Source organism: Neisseria subflava, assembly GCF_024205705.1.
In the GTDB taxonomy this organism is placed as follows: Bacteria; Pseudomonadota; Gammaproteobacteria; order Burkholderiales; family Neisseriaceae; genus Neisseria; species Neisseria subflava_D.
Genome location: NZ_CP073115.1, coordinates 91,777 through 114,195 on the forward strand (window position 1 = coordinate 91,777; position 22,419 = coordinate 114,195).

The following is a 22,419-nucleotide window of genomic DNA, read 5'->3' on the forward strand; positions in this document are numbered from 1 at the left end:
AGCGATTGTTTTTAAATTAGGCCGTCTGAAATTTCAGACGGCCTGTCTGTTGGAATTCTATTGATGAACATTACTCACATTCTTTCCCAAGAACTCTCCGCCACTACCGCGCAAATCAATGCCGCTATCGAGCTTTTAGACGACGGCGCGACCGTCCCCTTTATCGCGCGTTACCGTAAAGAAGCTACAGGCGGGCTGGACGATACGCAGCTGCGCCAGCTTGCCGAGCGGCTGCAATACCTGCGCGAGTTGGAAGATCGCAAAGCTGTTGTTTTAAAAAGCATTGAAGAGCAAGGCAAACTTTCAGACGACCTCAAAGCGCAAATCGAAGCCGCCGACAATAAAACCGCGCTGGAAGACCTGTATTTGCCCTACAAACCCAAGCGCCGCACCAAAGCGCAAATCGCGCGCGAACACGGTTTGCATCCGCTGGCGGACATGTTGCTTGCCGAGCAGCCGCAGGACGTGGAAGCCGCCGCGCAGGGCTACCTGAACGAAAACGTCCCCGACGCCAAAGCCGCGCTGGATGGCGCGCGTGCGATTCTGATGGAGCAGTTTGCCGAAGACGCGGAACTCATCGGCACGCTGCGCGACAAGCTGTGGAACGAAGCCGAAATCCACGCGCAAGTCGTTGAAGGTAAAGAAACCGAAGGCGAAAAATTCAGCGATTATTTCGACCATCGCGAACCTATTCGCACTATGCCCAGCCACCGTGCATTGGCGGTTTTGCGCGGCCGCAACGAAGACGTGTTGAACATTGCCCTCAAATACCAGCCCGACGACACGCCGATTACGCAGCAAAGCGAATACGAGCAAATCATCGCCCATCGCTTTAAGGTTTCAGACGGCCACAAATGGCTGCGCGACACCGTACGCCTGACTTGGCGCGCGAAAATCTTTTTGTCGCTGGAGCTTGAAGCCTTGGGCCGTCTGAAAGAAGCCGCCGACACCGACGCGATTACCGTGTTTGCCCGCAATCTCAAAGACTTGCTGCTTGCCACGCCTGCCGGACGGCTGACCACTTTGGGCCTCGACCCCGGCTACAAGAACGGCGTGAAATGCGCCGTGGTGGACGATACGGGCAAGCTGCTGGATACGGTCATTGTCTATTTGCATCAAGAAAACAATATGTTGGCAACGCTGTCGCGCCTGATTAAGCAACACGGCGTGAGGCTCATCGCCATCGGCAACGGCACCGCCAGCCGCGAAACCGACAAAATCGCGGGCGAACTGGTGCGCGGAATGCCGGAAATGGGGCTGCACAAAATCGTCGTTTCCGAAGCCGGCGCGTCGATTTATTCCGCGTCCGAACTGGCGGCGCGCGAGTTCCCCGACTTGGACGTTTCCCTGCGCGGCGCGGTGTCCATCGCCCGCAGGCTGCAAGACCCGCTCGCCGAGTTGGTCAAAATCGACCCCAAATCCATCGGCGTGGGGCAGTATCAGCACAACGTGAACCAAAGCCAGCTCGCCAAATCGCTGGACGCGGTGGTCGAAGACTGCGTGAACGCCGTCGGCGTGGACGTGAACACCGCGTCCGCCCCGCTCTTGGCGCGGATTTCCGGTTTGAATCAAACCCTTGCCCAAAACATCGTCGCCTACCGCGATGAAAACGGCGCGTTCGACAGCCGCAAAAAATTGCTGAAAGTGCCGCGTTTGGGCGAAAAAACCTTCGAGCAGGCGGCGGGCTTTTTGCGGATTAACGGCGGCAAAGAGCCGCTGGACGCGAGCGCCGTCCACCCCGAAGCCTATCCCGTCGTCGCCAAAATGCTGGCGCAACAAGGCATTACCGCCGCCGAACTCATCGGCAACCGCGAGCGCGTCAAGCAAATCAAAGCGTCCGACTTCACCGACGAACGCTTCGGCCTGCCGACCATTCTGGACATCCTGTCCGAGCTGGAAAAACCCGGCCGTGACCCGCGCGGCGAGTTTCAGACGGCATTATTCGCCGAAGGCATCCACGAAATCAGCGACTTGCAAGTCGGCATGATACTCGAAGGCGTGGTCTCCAACGTCGCCAACTTCGGCGCATTCGTGGACATCGGCGTCCATCAGGACGGCTTGGTGCACATCTCCGCCCTGTCCAATAAATTCGTCCAAGACCCGCGCGAAGTGGTGAAAGCCGGCGACGTGGTGAAAGTGAAAGTGCTGGAAGTCGATGCCGCACGCAAACGCATCGCGCTGACCATGCGGCTGGATGACGAACCAGGCAGTGCCACCAAAAGCAACAGGCCGTCTGAAACCCGACATCAAGAACGCCGCGACCGCAAACCCCAACGCAACGACCGCGCCCCGACCAATTCGGCGATGGCAGATGCGTTTGCGAAGTTGAAGTGGTAACAGTAGTCGAAGTGCTATTTTAAAGTAAAAACGTTTTAAAACAAATAAATAAAATTAAATTGTAAAAAAAATCCCGTTTTTTTATCATATCGAAGCGATATAGCAAAAAAACAGGATTTTTTTATCATTTAACCGAAACCCTAAAATGTACTCGATCGAACAATTCCCTCCCGAAATAGATTTCGAAACTGTCGCCGTCTTGAAAAAACTGGCTTCCGCCCATCGTTATCTGGCCGAATTAAAAGGCATCTGCCGCAGTATTCCCAACCAAGGCATTCTGATTAACACGCTGTCTTTGCAGGAAGCCAAAGACAGTTCCGAAATCGAAAATATCATTACCACCCATGACGAACTGTTCCGCGCAGGAATATCGGCAAGCCCGTCTAGTCCTGCCATCAAAGAAGTGCAGAATTATGCTTCAGCACTGCATTGCGGCTTCGAACTTATCCAAGAACACGGAATGCTAACCAACAATCATATTTTGAGACCTTTGCAAAATTCCTTTCTTTCCGACAGCCGAAATCCAAACACAGGTTTTCGGCTGTTTTTGTTTCAAATATCCACTGATTCTACTCAAATACCCTCTTAATCCTCCTTGGATACCTGATTAATCAGGCATCCGGCCGCCTTTTAGGCGGCAACAGGCGCACTTAGCCTGTTGGCGGCTTTCAAAAGGTTCAAACACATCGCCTTCAGATGGCTTTGTGCACTTACTTTAACCAGCCCGAAATAGGCTGCCCGGGCATAGCGGAATTTACGGTGCAGCGTACCAAAGCTTTGTTCGACCACATAACGGGTCTTCGACAAATACCGGTTGCGTTTGGTTTGCGCTTCCGTCAGCGGATGGTTACGGTGTGCTTTGCGCATAATGCCGTCCAGCAGCCGATGCTCTTCCAGATGTTGCCGGTTTTCTTCACTGTCATAGCCTTTGTCGGCATAGACGGTCGTACCTTCGGGCAGACCTTCCAATAAAGGCGACAACTGTTTGCACTCATGGGCGTTGGCGGGGGTAATATGCAGTTTCTCGATATAGCCTTCCTCATCGGTGCGGGTATGTTGTTTGTAACCGAGTCTGTATAAACCGTTTTTCTTTGTCCAGCGGGCATCGCTGTCTTTACTCGGTGTGGTTTGTCCGCTGACTTGTCCTTCTTCATCGACTTCTATGGCCTGACGCTGTTTGCTGCCGGCGGTCTGAATAATGGTGGCGTCAATGACGGCGGCGGATGCTTTCTCTATTTTTAGGTTTTTTTCGGTCAGTTGGCGGTTAATCAGTTCCAGCAATTCGGACAGGGTGTCGTCTTGCGCCAGCCAGTTGCGGTAGCGGCATAAGGTGCTGTAATCGGGGATGCTCAGTTCGTCAAAACGGCAAAACAGGTTGAAATCGATGCGGGTGATGAGGCTGTGTTCGAGTTCGGGATCGGAGAGGCTGTGCCATTGGCCGAGCAGGACGGCTTTGAACATGGACAACAGGGGATAGGCGGGACGGCCGCGGTGGTCTCGAAGGTAACGGGTTTTTTGACGATTCAGGTATTGTTCGATCGGTTGCCAATCAATCACCTGATCCAACTTCAATAGTGGGAAACGGTCGATGTGTTTGGCAATCATGGCTTGGGCGGTTTGCTGGAAGAAGGTGCTCATGGAAAATCCCCTAAATGTCTTAGTGGGAATTTAGGGGATTTTGGGGAATTTTGCAAAGGTCTCATTTTGACAATACAGGCCGAGTTGGAAAAGAACTGTGCCGGATTCCGCAAACAGTCAGGAACGATGCTGAAAAACGACCGTACAGGCGAAACCGTCTATACGCCGCCGCAACATATAGACGACATCATTTGCCTGATGAGCAGATTGGAAGCATTTATCAACAACGACAACACGGAAAAACCTATCGATCCGCTTATCCGTATGGCGTTGCTCCATCACCAGTTTGAAAGCATTCACCCGTTTTACGACGGCAATGGCAGAACCGGTAGGATTATTAATGTGCTGTATCTGGTTTTAACCGGGTTGCTGGATATTCCCGTTTTATACCTCAGCCGTTATCTGGTACGGAACAAAAGCGAATATTACCGACTGTTACAATATGTACGCGATACGGGTGAATGGGAAGGCTGGCTGCTGTATATGCTGGAAGCCGCGGAACAAACCGCCAAGGACGGCATCGATACCGTGCAGCACATCCATCAGGCGATGCTGGACTACAAACACCGCATCAGGCAAAACTTCAGCTTCTACAGCCAAGACCTGATTAACCACCTATTCAATCATCCCTACACAAAAATCGATTTCCTGATGAAAACGCTGAACGTTTCTCGCCCTAGTGCCGCCAAATATCTAGACGAACTGACAGAAGGTGGGTTCCTTTACAAAGAAAAGATAGGCAGAAGCAACTACTATATCAATATTGCGCTAATGAGTATATTAATACCAACTAATTGATAATATTTGAAATTTATACAATATTAAATCAATATATTGTTTGCCATCATGCTTGATGGCTTATCGATATAAACAAGCGTATAGTTCCAAATATCACAAACCCATCATCACAACCTTAGGAGTTCAAACCATGAAACCTGTTTTGTTTGCCGCGCTGATTTCCTGTTTCTCCGTTGCTGCGTATGCGGCCTGTACCGACAGCCAGCAACAGTGCGTGATTTATAAAAACGGCAATGTTGCGACAGAAGGCGGCTGTACGGTCAGCAAGTGCCAAAGTGCTGATGCGCAAGTGTTGAAATGGAAGCTGAAAAACGGCAAAGGCGTAACCGTGGAAATCGGAAAAAACGGTAAGGTTTTGGTGAACAAGAAACCGGGTGCGAAAGCGAACAACAGCAATGCGTCAGGCATGGGTTTGACATGCTATGCCGCTGATGCGGACAAACGCGAACAGTTCTGCTCGACCAATTATTGATTGGATTGTTGCTTTGATTAAAGGCCGTCTGAAAAGTGTTTCAGACGGCCTTGATGTTTATCCTTCCGATATTTTTTCATTGAGAAAGTCGATAAAGCTGCGCACTTTCGCGCTGAGGAATGCCCTGTCGACATAAGTGGCGTTCAGTTGGTCTGTCCAGATGGTGTAATCGGGCAGGAGTTGGATCAATGTGCCGTCCTTCAATTCCTGCTGAACTGCCCAAAGGGGCTGATAGCCTATGCCTGCGCCTGCTTTAATCAGTTCGCGGATCATCAGCGTGTTGTCGCTGCGGATAACCGGGGAGAGGTGGAGAATGGCTTTTTCTCCGGTAATGCGGTGGGTAATCTCCCAGTTTTGTTGACTGGTATAGGAAGGCAGGATGGCTTGATGCTGCATGACGGCTTCGGGCGTATCGGGTGTGCCGTGTCGGGCCAGATAGTCGGGAGCGGCAAGCAGGACGAACTCGATTTTGGCCAGCGGTTTGACGATCAGCGAAGGGGAGGGGGTTTTGGAAACGCGTAAGGCGAGGTCGAAACCTTCGGCAATGAGGTCGATATGGCGGTTGTCGAGGACGAGGTCGAGCGTTACTTTGGGATAACGCTGGCGGTATTCTGCTAGCCATGCGCTCATATTGCCGCCTGCAAACCATAGGGGCATGGTAACGCGCAACATACCTTGCGGCGTGTCGGTACCGCCTGCCGCTTTTTGGGCGGCGGTGTCCAAGGTATCCAGCGCGTAGCTGCATTGGCGGTAGTATTCTTCGCCTGCTTCGGTCAGATGGAGGTTGCGGCTGTTGCGGTGTAAGAGCTTGGCTTGAATGGTGTTTTCCAGATGGCTGACGTGTTTGCTGGCCATGGCGGTGGAAATGCCGAGCTGATCGGCGGCACGGGTAAAGCTGCCGCTTTGAACAACTTGGCGGAAAACTTTTAGGCTAAATAGGGTATCCATTATTTCTTATTAGGAAACGTTGTATCAATAATTCGAGTATATATCTCTTACTGGGAATTATCTATACTGCACTTATTGAAATTGCTCTATACCTCTTCAGGTAGCCATTAAAATAAGGATTATTAAGATGTCAGCCCTCAAATCATTCCAACCTGTTGTATTGTCTGTCTTGCGTATTGTTGCGGCGTATTTGTTTTTGCTGCATGGTACGGCCAAGTTTTTCAGTTTTCCGATGTCCATGGGTGGCGCGCCTGAGGGTTTGATGCTGGTGGCCGGTATTTTGGAAATTGTCGGCGGTATCTTATTGATATTGGGCCTGTTCACCCGTCCGGCCGCGTTTGTTTTATCCGGTCAGATGGCAGCCGCCTATTTTATGGCACACGCGTCTTCTGGTAATGTTTTGTTCCCATTGGCCAACCATGGCGAATCTGCCGTTTTGTTCTGTTTCGTGTTCCTGTATCTGGCAGTAGCCGGTGGCGGAGCGTGGGCTTTGGATAACGCTTTTGGTAAAGATAAAGATTAATTTAAGGAAAAGATCATGACTTATTCTGTTTTGCAACAAGCTGCTGAAACCCGTCGTTCTATCTATGCATTGAACAACACCCTGCCTCTGTCCAATGAGGAAGTAACCAAAATCATCGAACACGCCGTTTTGCATACGCCGTCTTCTTTCAATTCGCAATCTGCCCGAGTGGTCGTATTGTTTGGCGAAGAACATGCCAAAGTGTGGCATTTTGTTGAAGAAGCGTTGCGTGCGGTTGTTCCTGCCGAGCAGTTTGAAGCAACTGCACAAAAACTGAACTTGTTTAAAGCAGGTGCGGCGACAGTTTTGTTCTTTGAAGATCAAGATGTTGTCAAAGGCTTGCAAGAGCAGTTCCCATCTTATGCGGCCAACTTCCCGATCTGGGCGGATCAGGCAAATGCCATGGTTCAATATGCTGTTTGGACAACATTGGCGGCTGCCGGTATCGGCGCCAATCTGCAACACTACAATCCGCTGCCTGATACGGCCATTGCCAAAGAATGGAATCTGCCGGAAAGCTGGTTGTTGCGTGCGCAAATGGTGATTGGCGGTATCGCGGCTTCAGCCGGTGAAAAAGCCTTCCAACCAATCGAAGGCCGTCTGAAAGTATTCGGCGCATAAATGAAATGATGTTTTACATAAAGGGTGCGATGTTTGCGCCCTTTTTGAAATAACAAAATTAAAAAGGCCGTCTGAAAATAGTTTCAGACGGCCTTTTATCTATGCCATAAAATCAACCGCGGCGCCAAGTCGTACCGCCGGCGTTGTCTTCCAGAATGATTTTGTGTTCGTTCAGAAGGTCGCGGATGCGGTCGGATTCCGCCCAGTTTTTATCGGCGCGCGCCTGTTTTCGCTGGGCGATTAAGTCTTCGATTTCTTCGTTAGAGAGGCCGTCTGAAACAGCACCGCCTTGCAGGAACTCAATCGGATCGCGTTGCAACAGGCCGATGATACCGCCCAAAGCTTTCAGGCAGCCGGCAAGGTGTGCATCATTGGTTTTGTTCACTTCGCCTGCCAGTTCGAACAACACAGCAACTGCTTCAACCGTGCCGAAATCGTCGTTCATGGCGGCGTAGAAACGGCGGGTGTAGTCGTTGGCGTTTTCAGACAAATCAAACTCAGCCGCTGGTGTGTTTTTCAATGTAGTGTACAGACGGGTCAGCGCACCTTTTGCGTCGTCCAAATGCGCGTCGGAGTAGTTCAATGGGCTGCGGTAGTGGGCGCGTAGGATGAAGAAACGCACGACTTCAGGGTCGTATTGTTTCAACACTTCACGGATAGTAAAGAAGTTGCCCAACGATTTGGACATTTTTTCGCCGTCCACACGGATGAAGCCGTTGTGCAACCAGTATTTGACGTGGCTGGCGATGCTTTGACCGTGATGGGTTTGCGCGTGGTCGTGGCCACAGGTATGACCGCTGGCACCGACGCTTTGGGCAATTTCGTTTTCATGGTGCGGGAACTGCAAGTCCGCGCCGCCGCCATGAATGTCGAAAGTATCGCCAAACAGGTTTTCACTCATGGCCGAGCATTCAATATGCCAACCCGGACGGCCGTTGCCCCAAGGGCTTTCCCATGCCGGTTCGCCTACTTTGGCCGCTTTCCACAACACAAAATCAAGCGGATCGCGTTTGAAACCGTCCACTTCCACGCGCTCGCCTGCGCGCAGGTCGTCTAGCGATTTGCCCGATAATTGGCCGTAAGCGGCAAACTCGCGCACGGCGTAGTAAACGTCGCCGTTTGAAGCAGGGTATGCCTTGCCGTTTTGAATCAGGGTTTCAATCATGGCAATCATCTGCGGAATGTTTTCTGTTGCCTTCGGCTCAATATCCGGACGCAACACACCCAAAGCATCGGCATCTTCGTGCATAGCCTGAATGAAACGCGCAGTCAGTTCGCCGATGGTTTCGCCGTTTTCAGCCGCGCGGGCGATGATTTTGTCGTCGATGTCGGTGATATTGCGCACATAAGTGAGCGGATAACCGCACTCGCGCAGCCAGCGGGCAATCATGTCGAACACAACCATCACACGGGCATGGCCTAAGTGGCAATAGTCGTAAACAGTCATGCCGCAAACGTACATACGCACGTTTTTAGGGTCGATGGGGGTGAAGGGTTCTTTTTGACGGGTAAGGGTATTGTAGATGGTGGTCATGAGGTTTCGCTAAAGGTTGTCGTTTGGTGTAGAGGCCGTCTTAATCATACTTTAACGGCGTTTATAAATTGAATACGGTTATAGAATTCTAAAACAAATTTATGGCTGTGTCCGTTGCTACTTTATCGTTTGATTTTTGAAAAAAGGAGAATGCTGCTTACCGAAAGGGCAGGTATAAAACCCGCCCTATGTTTTGTATTTTCAGACGGCCTGTGGATAAAAAAGGCCGTCTGAAATTTTTTACTCCGGTTTAAACACGCCAGTATCCGTTTTAGGCTGCTGCTCGGCAATTTCGGCTTTTGCCACTGCCTGTTCCGCTTCTGCTTTTTCGGCTTCGATGCGTTTTTTCTCGGTTAGGTATTGGTTGATTTGGTGTACCAATTCCTGCGTACCTTGGTGGGTTAGTGCGCTGATTTGGAAGAGGCGCGGGGTTTCCATGTCGAATTGGAAGCGGTCATCGGGTTTGGGGTAATCCCAGCCGATGGCTTCGAGGAAGGCGGCGCTACGCGCTTGGGCTTCTTCTTCATCAAGCATATCGAGTTTGTTCAGAACCAGCCAGCGTGGTTTGTCGTAGAGCTCTTCGTCGTATTTGCGCAATTCGTTGATGATGGCGAGGGCTTCTTCGGCGGGGTTGACGGTTTCGTCAAAAGGAGCCAAATCGACGACGTGCAACAGCAGGCCGGTGCGCGATAAGTGTTTGAGGAAGCGGTGGCCAAGGCCTGCGCCTTCTGCTGCGCCTTCAATCAGGCCGGGGATGTCGGCCATGACGAAGCTATGGTTTTCGTCGATGCGCACGACGCCCAAGTTTGGATGCAGGGTGGTGAAGGGGTAGTTGGCGATTTTGGGGCGTGCGGCGGATACGGCGGTAATCAGGGTGGATTTGCCGGCGTTGGGCATGCCTAACAAGCCGACGTCGGCGAGGACTTTAAGCTCGAGTTGCAGGGAACGGGTTTCGCCTTCTTCGCCGGGAGTGGATTGTTTGGGCGCGCGGTTGACGGAGGATTTGAAGTGGATGTTGCCCAAGCCGCCTTTGCCGCCTTTGGCGAGGCAGACGCGTTGGCCGTGATAAGTGAGGTCGGCAACGATTTCGTCGGTGTCGAGGTCGCGGATAAGGGTGCCGACGGGCATTTTGAGGACGATGTCGTCCGCACCTGCGCCGTAGCGGTCGGAGCCGTGGCCTTTTTCGCCGTTTTTGGCTTGGTAGCGTTTGACGAAGCGGTATTCGACGAGGGTGTTGGTGTTTTCGTCGGCTTCTGCCCAAACGCTGCCGCCTTTGCCACCGTCGCCGCCGTCAGGGCCGCCGCGGGGCACGAATTTTTCGCGGCGGAAACTGGTTGCGCCATTACCGCCTTTGCCTGCGGCGACTTCGATTTTTGCTTCGTCGATAAATTTCATGATGTTCTCTTATGGGTATTCGGTTGTTTCAGACGACCTTTGTTGATAGAGGAGTTTGGTGTCTGAACGGATAAAATGTTGCTTATTATAAAGGATATTTCGGTTTTAGGCCGTCTGAAATATGGTTTCAGACGGCCTTGGATTTATTGGGCGAGGGCTTGGTCGATTTCTTGATAGAGTTGGGTGAAATTGGGTTCGCCAACGTAGGTTTTGAGGATGTTACCGTTTTTGTCAATCAGGACAGAAGTCGGGTAAACCTGTGTGCCAAAGGCTTTTGCGGCAGTTTTGTCGGCATCGTACATGACGGTGAAGGGAAGGCCGTATTCTTTGACGTACTGATGGACGCTCTCAATAGGGTCGATGGGCTGGGCAATGCCGAGGACTTGGAAATTTTTGCCTTGATAATCTTGGGCGGTTTTGATGATTTTAGGCATCTCGCTCACGCAGCCGGGGCAGGAGGGAAACCAGAAGTTAATGAGGGTAACTTTGTCTTTCAAATCGGCGTTGGTAATGGTTTTGCCTTGCAGGTCGGGCAGGGCGAAATCAGGGGCGGCTTTGTTGCTGGGGATAAGGACAAAGGCAAGAAGCGCGCCAATTGTGGCAACGACAAGGAGTGTGAGTATTTTTTCATAATTCGAGGTTTTGAATGGCGTGTGCTAAGGTTGGGGGAACGCTGATGCTGCGGCCGCTTTCGCTGCTGACGGGCATAAGGGTAACTTCAGCTTCGATGGCGGCTTTGCCGTTGGGCAGAGTCGCGGTTTGGCTGAGGATGATGTGGCGTGTGCCGATGTCTTTCAGACGGCCTGTAAAGGTCAAGACATCGCCTTCAAGCGACGGACGGCGATAACGGATATCAACGCGTGCAACAACGAGCATGATGCCTTTGAGTTCGGACAGAAGGTCATGCTCTTGAAAAAACGTCCAGCGCGCTTCTTCGAGAAATTCGAGATAGCGCGCATTGTTGACGTGGCCGTAGCCGTCGAGGTGGTAGTTGCGGACGGTCAGTTTCATCAGTTGAGATTGATGGGTTGGAACTCTTCGCGTGCGATTGGTTCGTGTTCGAGGTCGGTAATCACGGTAGAGAGTTGGATGTCGAACCATTCGTTGAAAATGTCAGCATCCAAATCCGGCCATTCGCTTTCGTCTTCGCACCAGTCGGCCAATTCGGCAGCAAAAATATCTTCAAAACGCGCTTCGATTTCGTCCCATACTTCGTCGGCGGTTTCGCACGGGCGAACGAGGTAGGAATTGGCATCGGCTTGGATATCTTCAAGTGTCAGGCCATCAAGGTGATTGCCGGGCAGGGATTTCAGCCAGTTCCAAAAAGGATCGAGGGGGATAAGTAGGAAGACGCTGCGGTTGACTTCGTACATGGTGTTTTCCTTGGTTTCTGTATAGTTGAATGATATAGCAAAGGTGAGGGACTGGCTATCTTTTGGGGGATAAAGGCCGTCTGAAAAAAATACGATTCAAGGTATAGCCAGATAGGGTTTGTTTCTTAAATCTGTTGTGTAAACAACACGGTTATTTTCTACATCTATATTGGTATGAGGAGAAGATATCAAGTTTTGAATATAACTTTGATACTTTCGGAGGGTGTGTTGGTTTGGTTGATTATATGTGCGACTAGCGAATAGTTTTTATGAGTCAGAGGCTGAAGCAACATCGAAAGGTGATGATAAATATTGGGTTAAATGAATATTTATTCAAATAAGATTTATATGTAATAATGACGGAGAGGAAATATCCTATTATAATCCATCCCTTATCTTTTTCGAGAAAACTCTACTATGAAGCCTATTACAACAGGGGTAATCATCTTTATTGGAAGTGCCATCAGCGCAATCCTATTATACTTTTTTGGCCAAAATCTTGGCATTACGTCGACTATTGCAAAAATTGTGGTCTGGGCATGTGTATCAATGGTGATCTCATTGATACTCCTTACTCCTTTGATTACGAGATTTTTTTGGGCTAGGAGCTCCGATAAATACTCCGGTTTGAAACATTTAAATCCTGAAGATTTAAGTGGGGATAATGGAGAGTCTTCAACTCTGATTGGTATAGCGGAACGTTGGGAGCAGCTACGCCATATTTACTTATTGACTAGACAATATAAAAAACATCGTAAGCCTTGGATTTTCGTTGTAACCCAAGAACCAATGCTCTTGGATAGAGTTTTGCCTAATATTCGCCCGCAACTTTGGGTAGAAACGGCTTCTGCGATTTGGATAGATGCTCAGGCAATGGAACCTGCGAATGGTTGGCAGTATCTGAGGGGTGTGGGAAAACGTCCTGCAGAAGGTATTGTTGAGCTTCAAGGAGAGTTTTCAGTTCAGGAAAATACCGCTCAACTGCTTGAGTTAATGAAAAAACTTGGCTGGAAACTTCCAATTAATCAAGTTCATTTTGTAAATGATGCCAATGAAATGCCATCAGCAGTCAGTCATGCTTTGAAATATGGTTCAACAGTATCTTCAGCAGAGTTGATGAAAGAGTTGGATCAATTTGCTAATCGGTTGGCAGCTGTGGGTACACGATTGATTGAAGCAGATTTAGAACAAACACCCATTGCGAAATTGTCCGCCAAACTGCCGTCACAAACTCAGGCGTTGGCTGATTATATTGCTGCAGAAAAGCGGGGATTAGGAAAACTGGATACTGTTGCAGGTATTTCTTTTATCCAATCAAATCAACCTGAACAATCAGGAGATTTGATTTTCCGTGCATTCAACGATTTATCTGTTTTGGGTTCCGGAAAGAAACTGCGTTTTTCTAAAACGGAAAAAATTTATTTGGGCTTAAGTGCAGTTGCCTTGCTTGTCGGTGGTGCGTTTGCAGTCAGTGCATATAGCAGCTATCAAGAACTCAGCCGTTTGAAGGCCGATTTTGAAAGCGTACAGAAAGTAAAATCTCGTGCAGAGAAAGTAGCTACACTTATTCGATTGCAACAAGATATTACAGATTTGGAGTCTCGTCGAAGCTTCTCACAATATGCAGTTAAGTTTTTGGGGTATGAGCATCGACAAGAGCTCTTGGCTGTTGCTTACCGTAAATATAATAATTTGGCAAAAGATGTTATCAGCCGTCCTGCTACTGCATTTTTTGAGAACAAGTTAGATGAATTGGTAATGTTGGAAGGCAGAATTCCTGATGATTTTGAACTTCAGGATAGTGCTTATCAAGATTTGAAAGCATATTTGATGCTGACGTCTCATGTTGAGAAAACAAAAGGCACAAAAGATGCGGAATTCTTAGTAACCAAATTGACGCAGATGTTGACGACGCAAAATGTGGCGGCAAAAGATGCGCAAACGTTGGCACAATTTTTTGTGTCGCGTATGTCACAGAAAAATAATTTGGCAGAGCCTGAACAAACTGAATTGGTATCAAGAAGCCGTCAGGTCTTGGTGGACTGGATCAATCGCGACCAAGGCAGTGAGCAATTGTATAAACGCATTATTCAGGGTACGAATGCCAAGTTGCAAACCATTACCTTAGACAAATTGCTTAATAAGGATTTGAAAGGTATTTGGAATGTTGGAAAACCTTTGCCGCGTATATATACGGTTGAGGGTTGGGAAAAATATATTAAGCCGGGATTAGAGCAGGCAATTAAAGACAGCAAGAGCAATGATTGGGTATTGGGCGGTAATGTGTACCAAGCTTCGGTAACAGAAGCGGCAATCAATAGCCTGAAAGAACGCTACTTTAAGGAATATGCTACCGCTTGGTATAACATGATGAACAGCATTACATGGCAACCGAGAACAACCAGCTTGGATGCAGTTAATCAGCTTCACGTCTATGCGGATCCTCAACGTTCGCCATTGGTGGCATTATTTAATGCAGTAAAAGAAAGCAGTCAGCTGGATAGCAAGAAAGTTGATGTCAATCCTGCTGTTGCAGATGCAGCTAAACGTGTAGCTGCAAGACAACTGTCTACTCGCTCGCGTAAGGTTGCGGATGTGGTATTGAATTCTCAAACTGAAAATATTAATGCTTTGGAAGATAAGGTAAATGATTATCTGGCAGGGCCGTTAGAAGCGGAATTTGAAACTCTGTTGCAATTGATTGATGCACAAATTAATCCAAAGAGTGATTTGAGTTTGCAGCGTTACCTTGAACGTGTAACTACTGTGAAGCAGCGTTTGATTCAAATGACGGCATCCTCTGATACCGGAGGTGCGGCAAGAACAGCCGTGCAAGGTGTTTTAAACGGTGGTGATAATGAGTTCCTCGATGGCATACAGTACGCACGTTTGATTGAGGCCGGTGTGGGTGACAGATTGTTGCCGTTTGCACGAAATGTTTTTGTATTGCCGTTTAATTCCGTATGGGATTCAATTGCCGGTGTTGCTCAAAAAGACATCAATAATTTGTGGGCAAGCAATTTTGTCAATCCTATGCAGTCTGAACTGGGTGGCAGATATCCATTTGTTCGATCAGAAATCGAAGTTTCGATTCCTGTATTGGCAAAATATTTGGATGTTAACAAAGGTGCACTTAATCAGTTTATCACAACCCAATTGGCAGGTGTTTTAACCAAACAAGGTAACCAATGGATTGTTGCTCCCGGAAGTGAATTGAAAGTTAATCCGGGATTGCTGCAACAATTGAATAAATTGAGTGCTATTTCTGAAGACTTCTTTGTTAACGGAGAGGGTGGTTATAGCTTTGAGCTGAAGCCGACATCTACTCAAGGTATTGTTCAGTATGATTTAATTATCGACGGCCAGTCTTTAGATTATTTCAACCAACAAACAGAGTGGAAGACATTCAAATGGCCTGGAGATGTCAGCAATGCCGGTCTTCGTATTTCTTGGGAAACTGAGGCAGAAGGTATGCGTAAGACTCAAGAAATTAGTGGTCGCTTCGGTTTTATCCGTATGCTTGAAAAATCTAGGGTTACACCGATTGACAGTGGCACTTATTTAGTCGAATTCCCATTGGAAAAAGACAAATTGATGAGGTTCTATATGAGAACTAATTCCGGTAAAGGACCTTTGGGATTGTTGGAACTGAAGAATATCCATCTGCCGAATAAGATTTTTGAGGTTAAATAATCATGACATTACCCCAATGGGTAAAGCCGATACTTGGTGATGAGGGTACATCAATCACCGATAACAATATTCATCGCTGGCAAGAGTGGCTGGAACCTGTTTCAGACGGCCACCCTTGTGGCGAGGATGTTGCATATGCCGATGATTTTGAGGCTATTAAAATTGAATTGGCCAAGCTTTCAGGTATTGATTGCCGATTGATTTTGGATGCTTCTGAACGCTTGTTAAAACGTCAATCTAAAGACTTGAGAGTAGCAACTTATTATATTTTTGCCGCTTTGCGAGATAGGGGGTTGGCAGGTTTTTCAGATGGTTTGGAAATTTTATGTGGATTGCTGCAAAAATTTGATCAATCACTATGGCCGAAAAAGCCGGTACAAAAACGCAATGCATTAAATTGGCTGTCTGGGGAAAGAGTGTTGGATACGCTCAAAGGGACTGAATTATCTAATTCGGTAGACCTCAAGCGGACATTATCGGCGTTAATGTCGTTGCAACATCATCTTGAGGGATGGGAAGAATCAGTACGCCCCAGCCTGTTTCCGTTATTGCAATATTTTGAAGAGTCATCTGTTCGTTTTTCATCACCTCAGACAGGTACAAGTCAAAGTCAGGAAGTCAGTACGCCTATTGATCAGGAAGTTGTACCACAGATTCGTCAAGAGGGTCAGAGGCCGTCTGAAAGTTTAGCTGTCACTCAAGTTAACTCTTCTAAAGCCTTACTCGATCAAGTTAGGATTAATGCTGCCTATTTAAGAGAGCAGGATGATGGATATTGGCCTGCATATAAGATGATTCGTGCTGTACGTTGGGGTGGGCTAAATGGTACCCCTCCTCATCAAAATGGTCAGACTCGTTTGAAAGCTCCAAGGACAGATTTATTGGCAACTTTAAATCGTTTGGTTAATGAGCAGCAATGGCGGGATTTGCTTGATAGAGTAGAAGCGGCTTTTTTAGAAGGTGCTAATCAGTATTGGCTCGATTTGCAATATTACGCGTGGCAAGGACAGCAGGCGTTGGGTGGTTTATATCTTTCTCAGGTTGACTCATCATTATTTGAGCTGAAATCTTTACTGACCAGATGTGATGGCTTGACCGGATTAAGTTTTGATAACGGATTTCCATTTGTCTCAGCCGATACGCTTACGTGGTTGGAGCAAAAGGTTATGCCATCCACGCGTAAGCAGACTAGTAGCCGAACAGTTCAAAAAGCAGTAATAGAATCATCATCTCAGGTAGAAAACCAAGAAAGTCAATGGCAACAGGCTTTGTTAAAAACACAAGAACAAGGCTTGGATGCTGCTTTTGCTTGGCTGGAAACATTACCAGAGTTGAAGTCAGGTGCAGGGCAGGTTAAAAAGTGGCTGATGATGGCCCGTTTGGCTGCAAACAATCAAAAAGCAGATTGGGCATTGAAACTGTTGGAACAGGCTTCACGGCAGATGCAGGTTTTGACAGTAAAAGAGTGGGATAAACATTTTGCATTTGATGTATATGCTTTGTGGTATCAACTGTTAAATGAAAATCTTGATAAGAAAGATACTGAAGCTACTGGGCAACTTGAATTTTTACGAACTGAATTAATGCAGGCTGATATTGTCCGTGCATTAGAATTAATCGATTAAACATATATTATGTCAGATCTCACATTACGTTATTATGAAGAAGAGATGCGGTATCTCAAGGAAGCAGGGTTAGAGTTTTCAAAAGCTCACCCTGATCGTGCCGCAATGCTGAATTTAGACAGAGTAGGTACACGCGATCCTTATGTGGAGCGATTGTTTGAAGGCTTTGCTTTCTTAACAGGAAGAATCAGACAAAAACTTGATGATGACTTTCCAGAATTGACTGAGGGTTTGGTCAATATGCTGTGGCCTCATTATCTGAGGATGATTCCTTCTTTGACTGTTTTAGAGTTAATTCCAGATGATAAAAAGTTGCAGGGTGGGCAGCTTGTTAAAAAAGGACTATCCGTACAATCTGAGCCCATTAATATTAATGACAGGTTGACGAGATGCCTGTACCGAACTACAGGTGATGTTAAACTCCAGCCCTGAGTATTTTGCATACGTTATTGGATTATGATGCAAATGGTCAAAGTGTCATCAAATTGACTTTTGGTATTCACAGGCAGACACAGAAAGACAATTTGGATTTTTCTAAAATCAGAATTTATATTTCTGCTGATGAACCAGTTGCTTTTGCATTACGTCATGCCTTGTTAAATCAGGCTGCTCAAATTAGTATCCATCATGCCGAACTACCATCTGGAGGTAATATACGGTTTAAGGCTGTCGGATTTGCCGAAGATGAGAGATTGTGGGAAAAAGTAAATAACAGTTTCAGTGGATATCAATTACTATTGGAATATTTTTGTTTTAAACAGAAGTTTTTCTTTATTGATTTGATTGGTATTGATGCCGAAGAATGGTCGGAACGCATTAATGAGTTTAGTATTAATGTAGTTCTATCCAAACAATATCCTTCAGAGCTTAGATTTCCTCCAGATTGCCTGAAATTAAACTGTGTTCCTGCCATTAACCTCTTTGACATGGAGGCTGAGCCTATTCGGGTGGATCACAAGGCATTTGAATACCCTGTTAAGCCTTTGTTGCATGAAGGTATGGCAGTAGAGGTGTATTCAGTAAATGAAGTGAAAGCTGTAAATCATGAGACAGGCAAGCGCTACTCATATATTCCTTTCTCGTCATTCCAACATCGTGGTGGGTTGATGAAATATGATGCTCCGGAACGGTATTACCATACGAAGGTAAAACGAGGAGTATCTGGAAAGCATGAAACATTTATTATGCTTGGAGGATTGTTGTGGGATAGAAAAGATATTCTGCCTACTGAAACACTTTCTCTAAAAGTAGTAGGGACCAATGGTGCTTTGCCACGTAAGAGTTTGAGGGAAACCCAGATTCAAGACACGGATATAGCCGAGCCCAATATTAAAATGGTAAGAAACCTTACGACTCCGACGTTGTCATGTTATCCTCCAACAGAAGACAGATTTCAATGGCGTATCTTGTCCCATTTGTCACCAAATTATTTATCATTACTAAACGTTGATAGTTTAAAAGGTGCATTGTCGATTTACGATTGGACCGAAGATGAATTGAATAAGCGCAGATTGAACGGGATTGTTGATGTTAAGCATGAAACGGTACAAAGAATTGAGCGTGGTGCAGTTCATCGTGGAGTTCATATTACGGTAACATTTGATTCAACTGCATTTAATGGGGAAGCAGAAATTTATTTGTTCGGAGAATTATTGAACGAATTTTTTGCAATGTATGCTGATTTGAACCTATTTACCCGGTTCAGCATAGTTTCTCTGCCATCCGGGAAAACATATACATGGAAAGACAGCAAAACAACTATCACACGGTTTTAGAAACAGCGCATAAAAGTGCTAAAGAAAATAACGGCAGACAGACACTTCCTCTATGGGAGATTCCCAGAAATAAATCTCATCGCGAAGGTATAGCATCTGAAATTTTTCAAGAGAAATTGGGAGAGTTTATTGTACGCAATGCAGCAACAATGAATTTTTTCCAATTTTGTCGGGTTTTGGAAACGCTTGCCGATGGTGCTGAAGAAAAAGCTGTAGAGTCAATGGTAAGATTCAGAAGGGTGAAGTCTCTATCTTTCCCTTCTGGGGAAATTGCATCGGTTGAATATGATGCGGAAGCCGAGTTACCAACTGTAAGGACAACATTTTTAGGTTTGTATGGCGTAGATGCTGTCTTGCCGGATTATTTTCTGAACGATATTGCAACGCATAAAGACGGTAGTGAAAGCTTAGCCGCATTTTTGGATATTTTTAACCATAGAATTACAACCCTGTTTTTTCAGGCATGGAAAAAATACCGCTATCCGTTTTTGTTTCAAAATGAAGGGCAGGATGATTTATCTCGCTCTCTTCTGCACCTTATTGGGCAGGGGATGGTAAACGGCAAATTTATACATCCTTTGCTAGATAGCAGAATCTTGGGATTGTTCAGTGTTTTTTATCAGCGCACCCGAACAAAAGAAGGTATTATCAGTATAGTTAGATATTTGTTACCTTTTGCAGATGTAACAGTAAAAGAATTTCAGCCTCAGTGGGTAATATTGGAAAAAAATCGTGAGTTGGGGAAAGCCGGTTTGAGATTGGATGGAGGAAGTGCATCTTTAGGCAGTAGAATAAAAGATCATAGTCATCTGATACGTATTGAGATTACACCAGATACATTTGAGAATGCACAACTTCTATTACCAAAACAAACATTACACCAAAAATTACTTGAATTATTGAAGCTTTATTTGGGTTGCCGTTTTGATGCAAGCATTTACCTAAACATCAAGAAGCAATGGATACCTCAAAGCCGTTTAGCAAAAAAACAAATGTTGGGGATTAATACCGGTTTAGGTACGATGCATCAAGACAAGCAAATAAAGATAGCGAACTATACATATTCAAACTAATTTAAGAAAACGGAAAATCATGAATAAGAAAACTAGAATTCAGTCAGTCTGTGCATTAGCTTTGTTGTGCGCGGTATTATCAGGTTGCGGGGTTTTGCAAGGCGTGAAAGATGGTACGACCAATGTAACTAAAAGTATCTTTTATACTAAGTTAAAGATATTAAAGATTGACTTGGTTGCTCGTAATGGTTTGAATCAAAATGAACGGGGTCAATCGTTATCAACAGTTGTTCGCATTTATCAGCTTAGAGATAAGCAGAATTATGAAGTTGCATCTTATCGTGACTTGCTTAATCAAGATAAAACCATTTTGGGCAATGATTTGGTAGAAGGGTATAAGCAATATACCATTCGACCTGGTGAAACTATCAGCTTGGATGAAACCTTGGATAAAGAGACCAAGTATGTTGGTATCGTGGCTTTTTATAATCGGGTAGGAGAGGATCAACCGTGGAAAATGCTTCTATCCAAAAAACAGCTGAAAAATAAAAAGCCTTTAGTTGTTGAGTTGGTAGATAATAAAGTTGTCATTCAAGAGACCGAAAAGAAAGTCAAATAATGGATGCAGCCCTCTATGAGAAATTAACGGGGTTTTATTCTGATGGCTTGCCACTAGATGGGCTTCCAGATGGTTTCCAGTTAGTTAGGAGTGTTTTAGATAATATCCAACGCATTCTCAATAGTCGGAGTGGTTCCTTGAAGCATTTGCCTGATTATGGAATCCCTGACCTTAGTATGGTTTATAAGAATTTACCGTCTAGTGCACATGATTTACGATATTTCATGCGGAAGACCTTATTAAAATATGAACCCAGATTGAGAAATTTAGACATTCGACTGACTGAGTCTAAAGACAATATTATGGTTTTATGCTATCAGCTTGAATGTGAAATTGAAAATGCTGGTGCTGTAGTCATAGACACTTATTTTATGCCTGAAGGAACGGTTTCTGTTAAACGCAGCCGAGCGTAACTTTTTAGGTATCAACAGATTACTTTAAAATTAAGAACTAAATATATGGTTAAACACTTTTTTCTTACTTGCAGTGTATTGCTTTCAGCAGCTGCCCAGACAGCCTTAGCTAAAGAGTATGATTTAGAAGGTACATTAGTTACTCAAAATAATTATGTACGAATTGAGAGTTGTAATCTGAAAAATACTTATGCTTTATTACCCGGTAGTGGAAATGGCTATGAAGCGACAGCAGAGATTGTCAGTGCCAGAAAAAATATGCCTGAAAGCATGCCAATCTATGTTGCTTTAAAAGGAAAATTAGAAAGCCCCAATTTTTTAGTTTCTGGAATTGAACTCATCAAAATAGGGGAAAACTGCCATACAGCCAAAACTAAATCCTCATCTCCTGAAAAAGCTGTTCAGAAATATCCAAGCGAAAACCAGCAGCCAGATTTAGAAGACAAAAATTCTAAGGCTGAGCCACACAATCCTGCATTGAAGCCGGTGGAAGCAGAACCAGCGGTGACAGAACCAGAAAATCTGAAACAAACAGCAGAAGAACCAGGAACAACGATATCAGTTGAGCCGGCTCATCATTCAAAAATTACACAAGCTGAAGACGGTAAAAAGTCTAAAGATGATCAATATTCTTCTGATAATCTTCTTGATAAGCAGGTTAAAACAGAAGATGCTAAACAGGCAGATATTGAAAAATTGGATAGAGGAAATGCTACTCCAGTTGATCCTGCAACGTTAAATATATCTAAGCCAAATGTTCAATCTGTAGAGACTCCTGAAAAGGTAGAGCAACCTGCAGTAGATGAATCTAAGGCTGTGGAAGAATCAGTAGTTGAAGAAACTAAGTCCGTAGAGCAGTCATCTATGGTAGAAACACCTGAGGCAGTAGAACAACCACCAATAGCAAGTGAATCTAAAGCTGCAGAACAGCCAGTGATTGTAGAAACTAAGACTGTAGAACAGCCGTCTGAAGCAGATATGCCTGCAGTAGTGGTGCAACCTATAGTGGATGAGTTTAAAGTTGAGCAGCCAGTGGATGCAGCAACGGCTAAGACTGTAGAACAGTCATCGGCAGTAGAAGCATCCGAGGTAGTACAACCACCGGTAGTAGAAGAGCCTAAAGTTGTAGAACAACCGGAGGAAGTCAAAGCATTTAAACCGACTGGAGCTTCTGAAACGGTACACAATCCTATAATAGAAGAGACTTCTATAGAGGCTGATCATAGGGTAGAAGAGAAACCGTCTGTACCAGAGGTTGTTACTCCAGCATCGTCCTCTGTGGAAGATCGTGTAACGGTATTTGAAACTCAGCCTAAAACTGATAATCAAGAATCTACACAATTAGAGGGTATTCCGTCTGTAGGGACGCAAGCCGACCAGGTAACAGAAGAAACTCATTCTACACACGATACTTTATCGGGAACCGAAGCATCAACACCAATAACTGATTCATTATCGAATGAAGTTTCTGCACAGCCAGTTTATGTGAATCACATTATTGTGCATGAAGATGATGTGGCTGAGTAAAAGGTAACCAATATAGTCGAGTTAGTCTTCAGTTATGAGAAAAGGCCGTCTGAAGAATCTTAGTTTTAAGTTAAATGGATTTTGATTCTTCAGGCAATTGTAAAAGATCTTAAGA

At 45.9% G+C, this 22,419-nt stretch carries 19 protein-coding genes and 2 pseudogenes; 14 read left to right on the forward strand and 7 right to left on the reverse strand.

The window, feature by feature from the left end; all coding sequences use genetic code 11:
• The first annotated feature begins 63 nt into the window (after nt 1-63).
• Both KCG54_RS00435 and KCG54_RS00440 read left to right on the forward strand, forming a co-directional pair.
• Nucleotides 64-2,337, forward strand: a complete 2,274-nt coding sequence (locus tag KCG54_RS00435) for a Tex family protein (RefSeq protein WP_254324324.1) — start codon at nt 64-66, stop codon at nt 2,335-2,337.
• Nucleotides 2,338-2,482: 145 nt separating this feature from the next.
• Nucleotides 2,483-2,821, forward strand: a pseudogene (locus tag KCG54_RS00440) (Fic/DOC family N-terminal domain-containing protein); the annotation flags it as partial.
• Nucleotides 2,822-2,967: 146 nt separating this feature from the next.
• On the opposite strand, the gene KCG54_RS00445 reads toward KCG54_RS00440, so the two are convergent.
• Nucleotides 2,968-3,975: an IS5 family transposase gene (locus KCG54_RS00445; protein ID WP_254324231.1), complete on the reverse strand. Its 1,008-nt coding sequence runs from the start codon at nt 3,973-3,975 to the stop codon at nt 2,968-2,970.
• Between the two features lie 63 nt (nt 3,976-4,038).
• On the opposite strand from KCG54_RS00445, the pseudogene KCG54_RS00450 reads away from it, so the two are divergent.
• Together KCG54_RS00450 and KCG54_RS00455 are read left to right on the forward strand one after the other, a co-directional pair.
• Nucleotides 4,039-4,773, forward strand: a pseudogene (locus KCG54_RS00450) (Fic family protein); the annotation flags it as partial.
• A 130-nt stretch (nt 4,774-4,903) separates the two neighbouring features.
• Nucleotides 4,904-5,245, forward strand: coding sequence for a hypothetical protein (locus KCG54_RS00455; RefSeq protein ID WP_003683849.1), 342 nt, complete (start codon nt 4,904-4,906; stop codon nt 5,243-5,245).
• Between the two features lie 57 nt (nt 5,246-5,302).
• Here the strand turns inward: KCG54_RS00455 and KCG54_RS00460 are convergent, their stop codons facing one another.
• On the reverse strand, nt 5,303-6,193 hold the full coding sequence (locus KCG54_RS00460) for a LysR family transcriptional regulator (RefSeq protein ID WP_150536997.1): 891 nt from the start codon (nt 6,191-6,193) through the stop codon (nt 5,303-5,305).
• A gap of 127 nt (nt 6,194-6,320) precedes the next feature.
• On the opposite strand from KCG54_RS00460, the gene KCG54_RS00465 reads away from it, so the two are divergent.
• Nucleotides 6,321-6,716 carry a DoxX family protein gene (locus KCG54_RS00465; RefSeq protein ID WP_254324326.1) on the forward strand — a complete coding sequence of 132 codons (396 nt, stop codon included), beginning with the start codon at nt 6,321-6,323 and terminating at the stop codon, nt 6,714-6,716.
• Between the two features lie 15 nt (nt 6,717-6,731).
• Nucleotides 6,732-7,337 (forward strand): nitroreductase family protein, encoded by a 606-nt coding sequence (locus KCG54_RS00470; RefSeq protein ID WP_254324327.1) that lies wholly within the window; start codon nt 6,732-6,734, stop codon nt 7,335-7,337.
• A gap of 112 nt (nt 7,338-7,449) precedes the next feature.
• Here KCG54_RS00470 and cysS read toward each other — a convergent pair whose 3' ends face one another.
• The 5 genes from cysS to KCG54_RS00495 all read right to left on the reverse strand — a co-directional run bounded on the left by cysS (nt 7,450) and on the right by KCG54_RS00495 (nt 11,639).
• Nucleotides 7,450-8,871, reverse strand: coding sequence for a cysteine--tRNA ligase (gene cysS / locus KCG54_RS00475; protein WP_254324328.1), 1,422 nt, complete (start codon nt 8,869-8,871; stop codon nt 7,450-7,452).
• 240 nt (nt 8,872-9,111) lie between these two features.
• The gene (gene obgE / locus KCG54_RS00480; protein ID WP_254324329.1) at nt 9,112-10,266 is read right to left on the reverse strand and encodes a GTPase ObgE; all 1,155 of its coding nucleotides are present in this window, start codon (nt 10,264-10,266) and stop codon (nt 9,112-9,114) included.
• A gap of 143 nt (nt 10,267-10,409) precedes the next feature.
• Nucleotides 10,410-10,889, reverse strand: a complete 480-nt coding sequence (locus tag KCG54_RS00485; protein WP_254324969.1) for a peroxiredoxin family protein — start codon at nt 10,887-10,889, stop codon at nt 10,410-10,412.
• Nucleotides 10,890-10,893: 4 nt separating this feature from the next.
• Nucleotides 10,894-11,277, reverse strand: coding sequence for an acyl-CoA thioesterase (locus KCG54_RS00490; protein WP_254324330.1), 384 nt, complete (start codon nt 11,275-11,277; stop codon nt 10,894-10,896).
• The gene (locus KCG54_RS00495) at nt 11,277-11,639 is read right to left on the reverse strand and encodes a hypothetical protein (protein WP_003681812.1); all 363 of its coding nucleotides are present in this window, start codon (nt 11,637-11,639) and stop codon (nt 11,277-11,279) included. The genes KCG54_RS00490 and KCG54_RS00495 overlap by 1 nt, the downstream gene beginning before the upstream one ends.
• Before the next feature lie 417 nt (nt 11,640-12,056).
• Between KCG54_RS00495 and KCG54_RS00500 the strand changes: the two genes are divergently transcribed.
• From KCG54_RS00500 to KCG54_RS00535, 8 genes are read left to right on the forward strand one after another with little or no spacing between them, the layout of a single operon-like run.
• Complete coding sequence (locus KCG54_RS00500; protein ID WP_254324331.1) at nt 12,057-15,332, forward strand: ImcF-related family protein; 3,276 nt, start codon at nt 12,057-12,059, stop codon at nt 15,330-15,332.
• Between the two features lie 2 nt (nt 15,333-15,334).
• On the forward strand, nt 15,335-16,957 hold the full coding sequence (gene tssA / locus KCG54_RS00505; RefSeq protein WP_254324332.1) for a type VI secretion system protein TssA: 1,623 nt from the start codon (nt 15,335-15,337) through the stop codon (nt 16,955-16,957).
• A 9-nt stretch (nt 16,958-16,966) separates the two neighbouring features.
• The gene (locus KCG54_RS00510; protein ID WP_254324333.1) at nt 16,967-17,389 is read left to right on the forward strand and encodes a type VI secretion system baseplate subunit TssF; all 423 of its coding nucleotides are present in this window, start codon (nt 16,967-16,969) and stop codon (nt 17,387-17,389) included.
• Between the two features lie 53 nt (nt 17,390-17,442).
• Nucleotides 17,443-18,732: a type VI secretion system baseplate subunit TssF gene (gene tssF, locus KCG54_RS00515; protein ID WP_254324970.1), complete on the forward strand. Its 1,290-nt coding sequence runs from the start codon at nt 17,443-17,445 to the stop codon at nt 18,730-18,732.
• Complete coding sequence (tssG, locus tag KCG54_RS00520; protein WP_254324334.1) at nt 18,696-19,805, forward strand: type VI secretion system baseplate subunit TssG; 1,110 nt, start codon at nt 18,696-18,698, stop codon at nt 19,803-19,805. Before tssF ends, tssG begins: the two co-directional genes overlap by 37 nt.
• Before the next feature lie 19 nt (nt 19,806-19,824).
• Nucleotides 19,825-20,364 carry a type VI secretion system lipoprotein TssJ gene (gene tssJ / locus KCG54_RS00525; protein WP_049332881.1) on the forward strand — a complete coding sequence of 180 codons (540 nt, stop codon included), beginning with the start codon at nt 19,825-19,827 and terminating at the stop codon, nt 20,362-20,364.
• Entirely contained in the window at nt 20,364-20,777 is a 414-nt protein-coding gene (gene tssE / locus KCG54_RS00530) for a type VI secretion system baseplate subunit TssE (protein ID WP_049332879.1), read from the forward strand. Before tssJ ends, tssE begins: the two co-directional genes overlap by 1 nt.
• 45 nt (nt 20,778-20,822) lie before the next feature.
• Nucleotides 20,823-22,304 carry a hypothetical protein gene (locus KCG54_RS00535; protein ID WP_254324335.1) on the forward strand — a complete coding sequence of 494 codons (1,482 nt, stop codon included), beginning with the start codon at nt 20,823-20,825 and terminating at the stop codon, nt 22,302-22,304.
• The last annotated feature ends 115 nt before the right edge of the window (nt 22,305-22,419 follow it).

What these genes read in the sequence shown, in the direction of transcription:
- KCG54_RS00435 (WP_254324324.1), top strand. Translation starts at nt 64, where the DNA reads ATGAACATTACTCACATTCTTTCCCAAGAACTCTCCGCCACTACCGCG.
- KCG54_RS00445 (WP_254324231.1), bottom strand. Translation starts at nt 3,975, where the DNA reads ATGAGCACCTTCTTCCAGCAAACCGCCCAAGCCATGATTGCCAAACAC.
- KCG54_RS00455 (WP_003683849.1), top strand. Translation starts at nt 4,904, where the DNA reads ATGAAACCTGTTTTGTTTGCCGCGCTGATTTCCTGTTTCTCCGTTGCT.
- KCG54_RS00460 (WP_150536997.1), bottom strand. Translation starts at nt 6,193, where the DNA reads ATGGATACCCTATTTAGCCTAAAAGTTTTCCGCCAAGTTGTTCAAAGC.
- KCG54_RS00465 (WP_254324326.1), top strand. Translation starts at nt 6,321, where the DNA reads ATGTCAGCCCTCAAATCATTCCAACCTGTTGTATTGTCTGTCTTGCGT.
- KCG54_RS00470 (WP_254324327.1), top strand. Translation starts at nt 6,732, where the DNA reads ATGACTTATTCTGTTTTGCAACAAGCTGCTGAAACCCGTCGTTCTATC.
- cysS (WP_254324328.1), bottom strand. Translation starts at nt 8,871, where the DNA reads ATGACCACCATCTACAATACCCTTACCCGTCAAAAAGAACCCTTCACC.
- obgE (WP_254324329.1), bottom strand. Translation starts at nt 10,266, where the DNA reads ATGAAATTTATCGACGAAGCAAAAATCGAAGTCGCCGCAGGCAAAGGC.
- KCG54_RS00490 (WP_254324330.1), bottom strand. Translation starts at nt 11,277, where the DNA reads ATGAAACTGACCGTCCGCAACTACCACCTCGACGGCTACGGCCACGTC.
- KCG54_RS00495 (WP_003681812.1), bottom strand. Translation starts at nt 11,639, where the DNA reads ATGTACGAAGTCAACCGCAGCGTCTTCCTACTTATCCCCCTCGATCCT.
- KCG54_RS00500 (WP_254324331.1), top strand. Translation starts at nt 12,057, where the DNA reads ATGAAGCCTATTACAACAGGGGTAATCATCTTTATTGGAAGTGCCATC.
- tssA (WP_254324332.1), top strand. Translation starts at nt 15,335, where the DNA reads ATGACATTACCCCAATGGGTAAAGCCGATACTTGGTGATGAGGGTACA.
- KCG54_RS00510 (WP_254324333.1), top strand. Translation starts at nt 16,967, where the DNA reads ATGTCAGATCTCACATTACGTTATTATGAAGAAGAGATGCGGTATCTC.
- tssG (WP_254324334.1), top strand. Translation starts at nt 18,696, where the DNA reads ATGGAAAGACAGCAAAACAACTATCACACGGTTTTAGAAACAGCGCAT.
- tssJ (WP_049332881.1), top strand. Translation starts at nt 19,825, where the DNA reads ATGAATAAGAAAACTAGAATTCAGTCAGTCTGTGCATTAGCTTTGTTG.
- tssE (WP_049332879.1), top strand. Translation starts at nt 20,364, where the DNA reads ATGGATGCAGCCCTCTATGAGAAATTAACGGGGTTTTATTCTGATGGC.
- KCG54_RS00535 (WP_254324335.1), top strand. Translation starts at nt 20,823, where the DNA reads ATGGTTAAACACTTTTTTCTTACTTGCAGTGTATTGCTTTCAGCAGCT.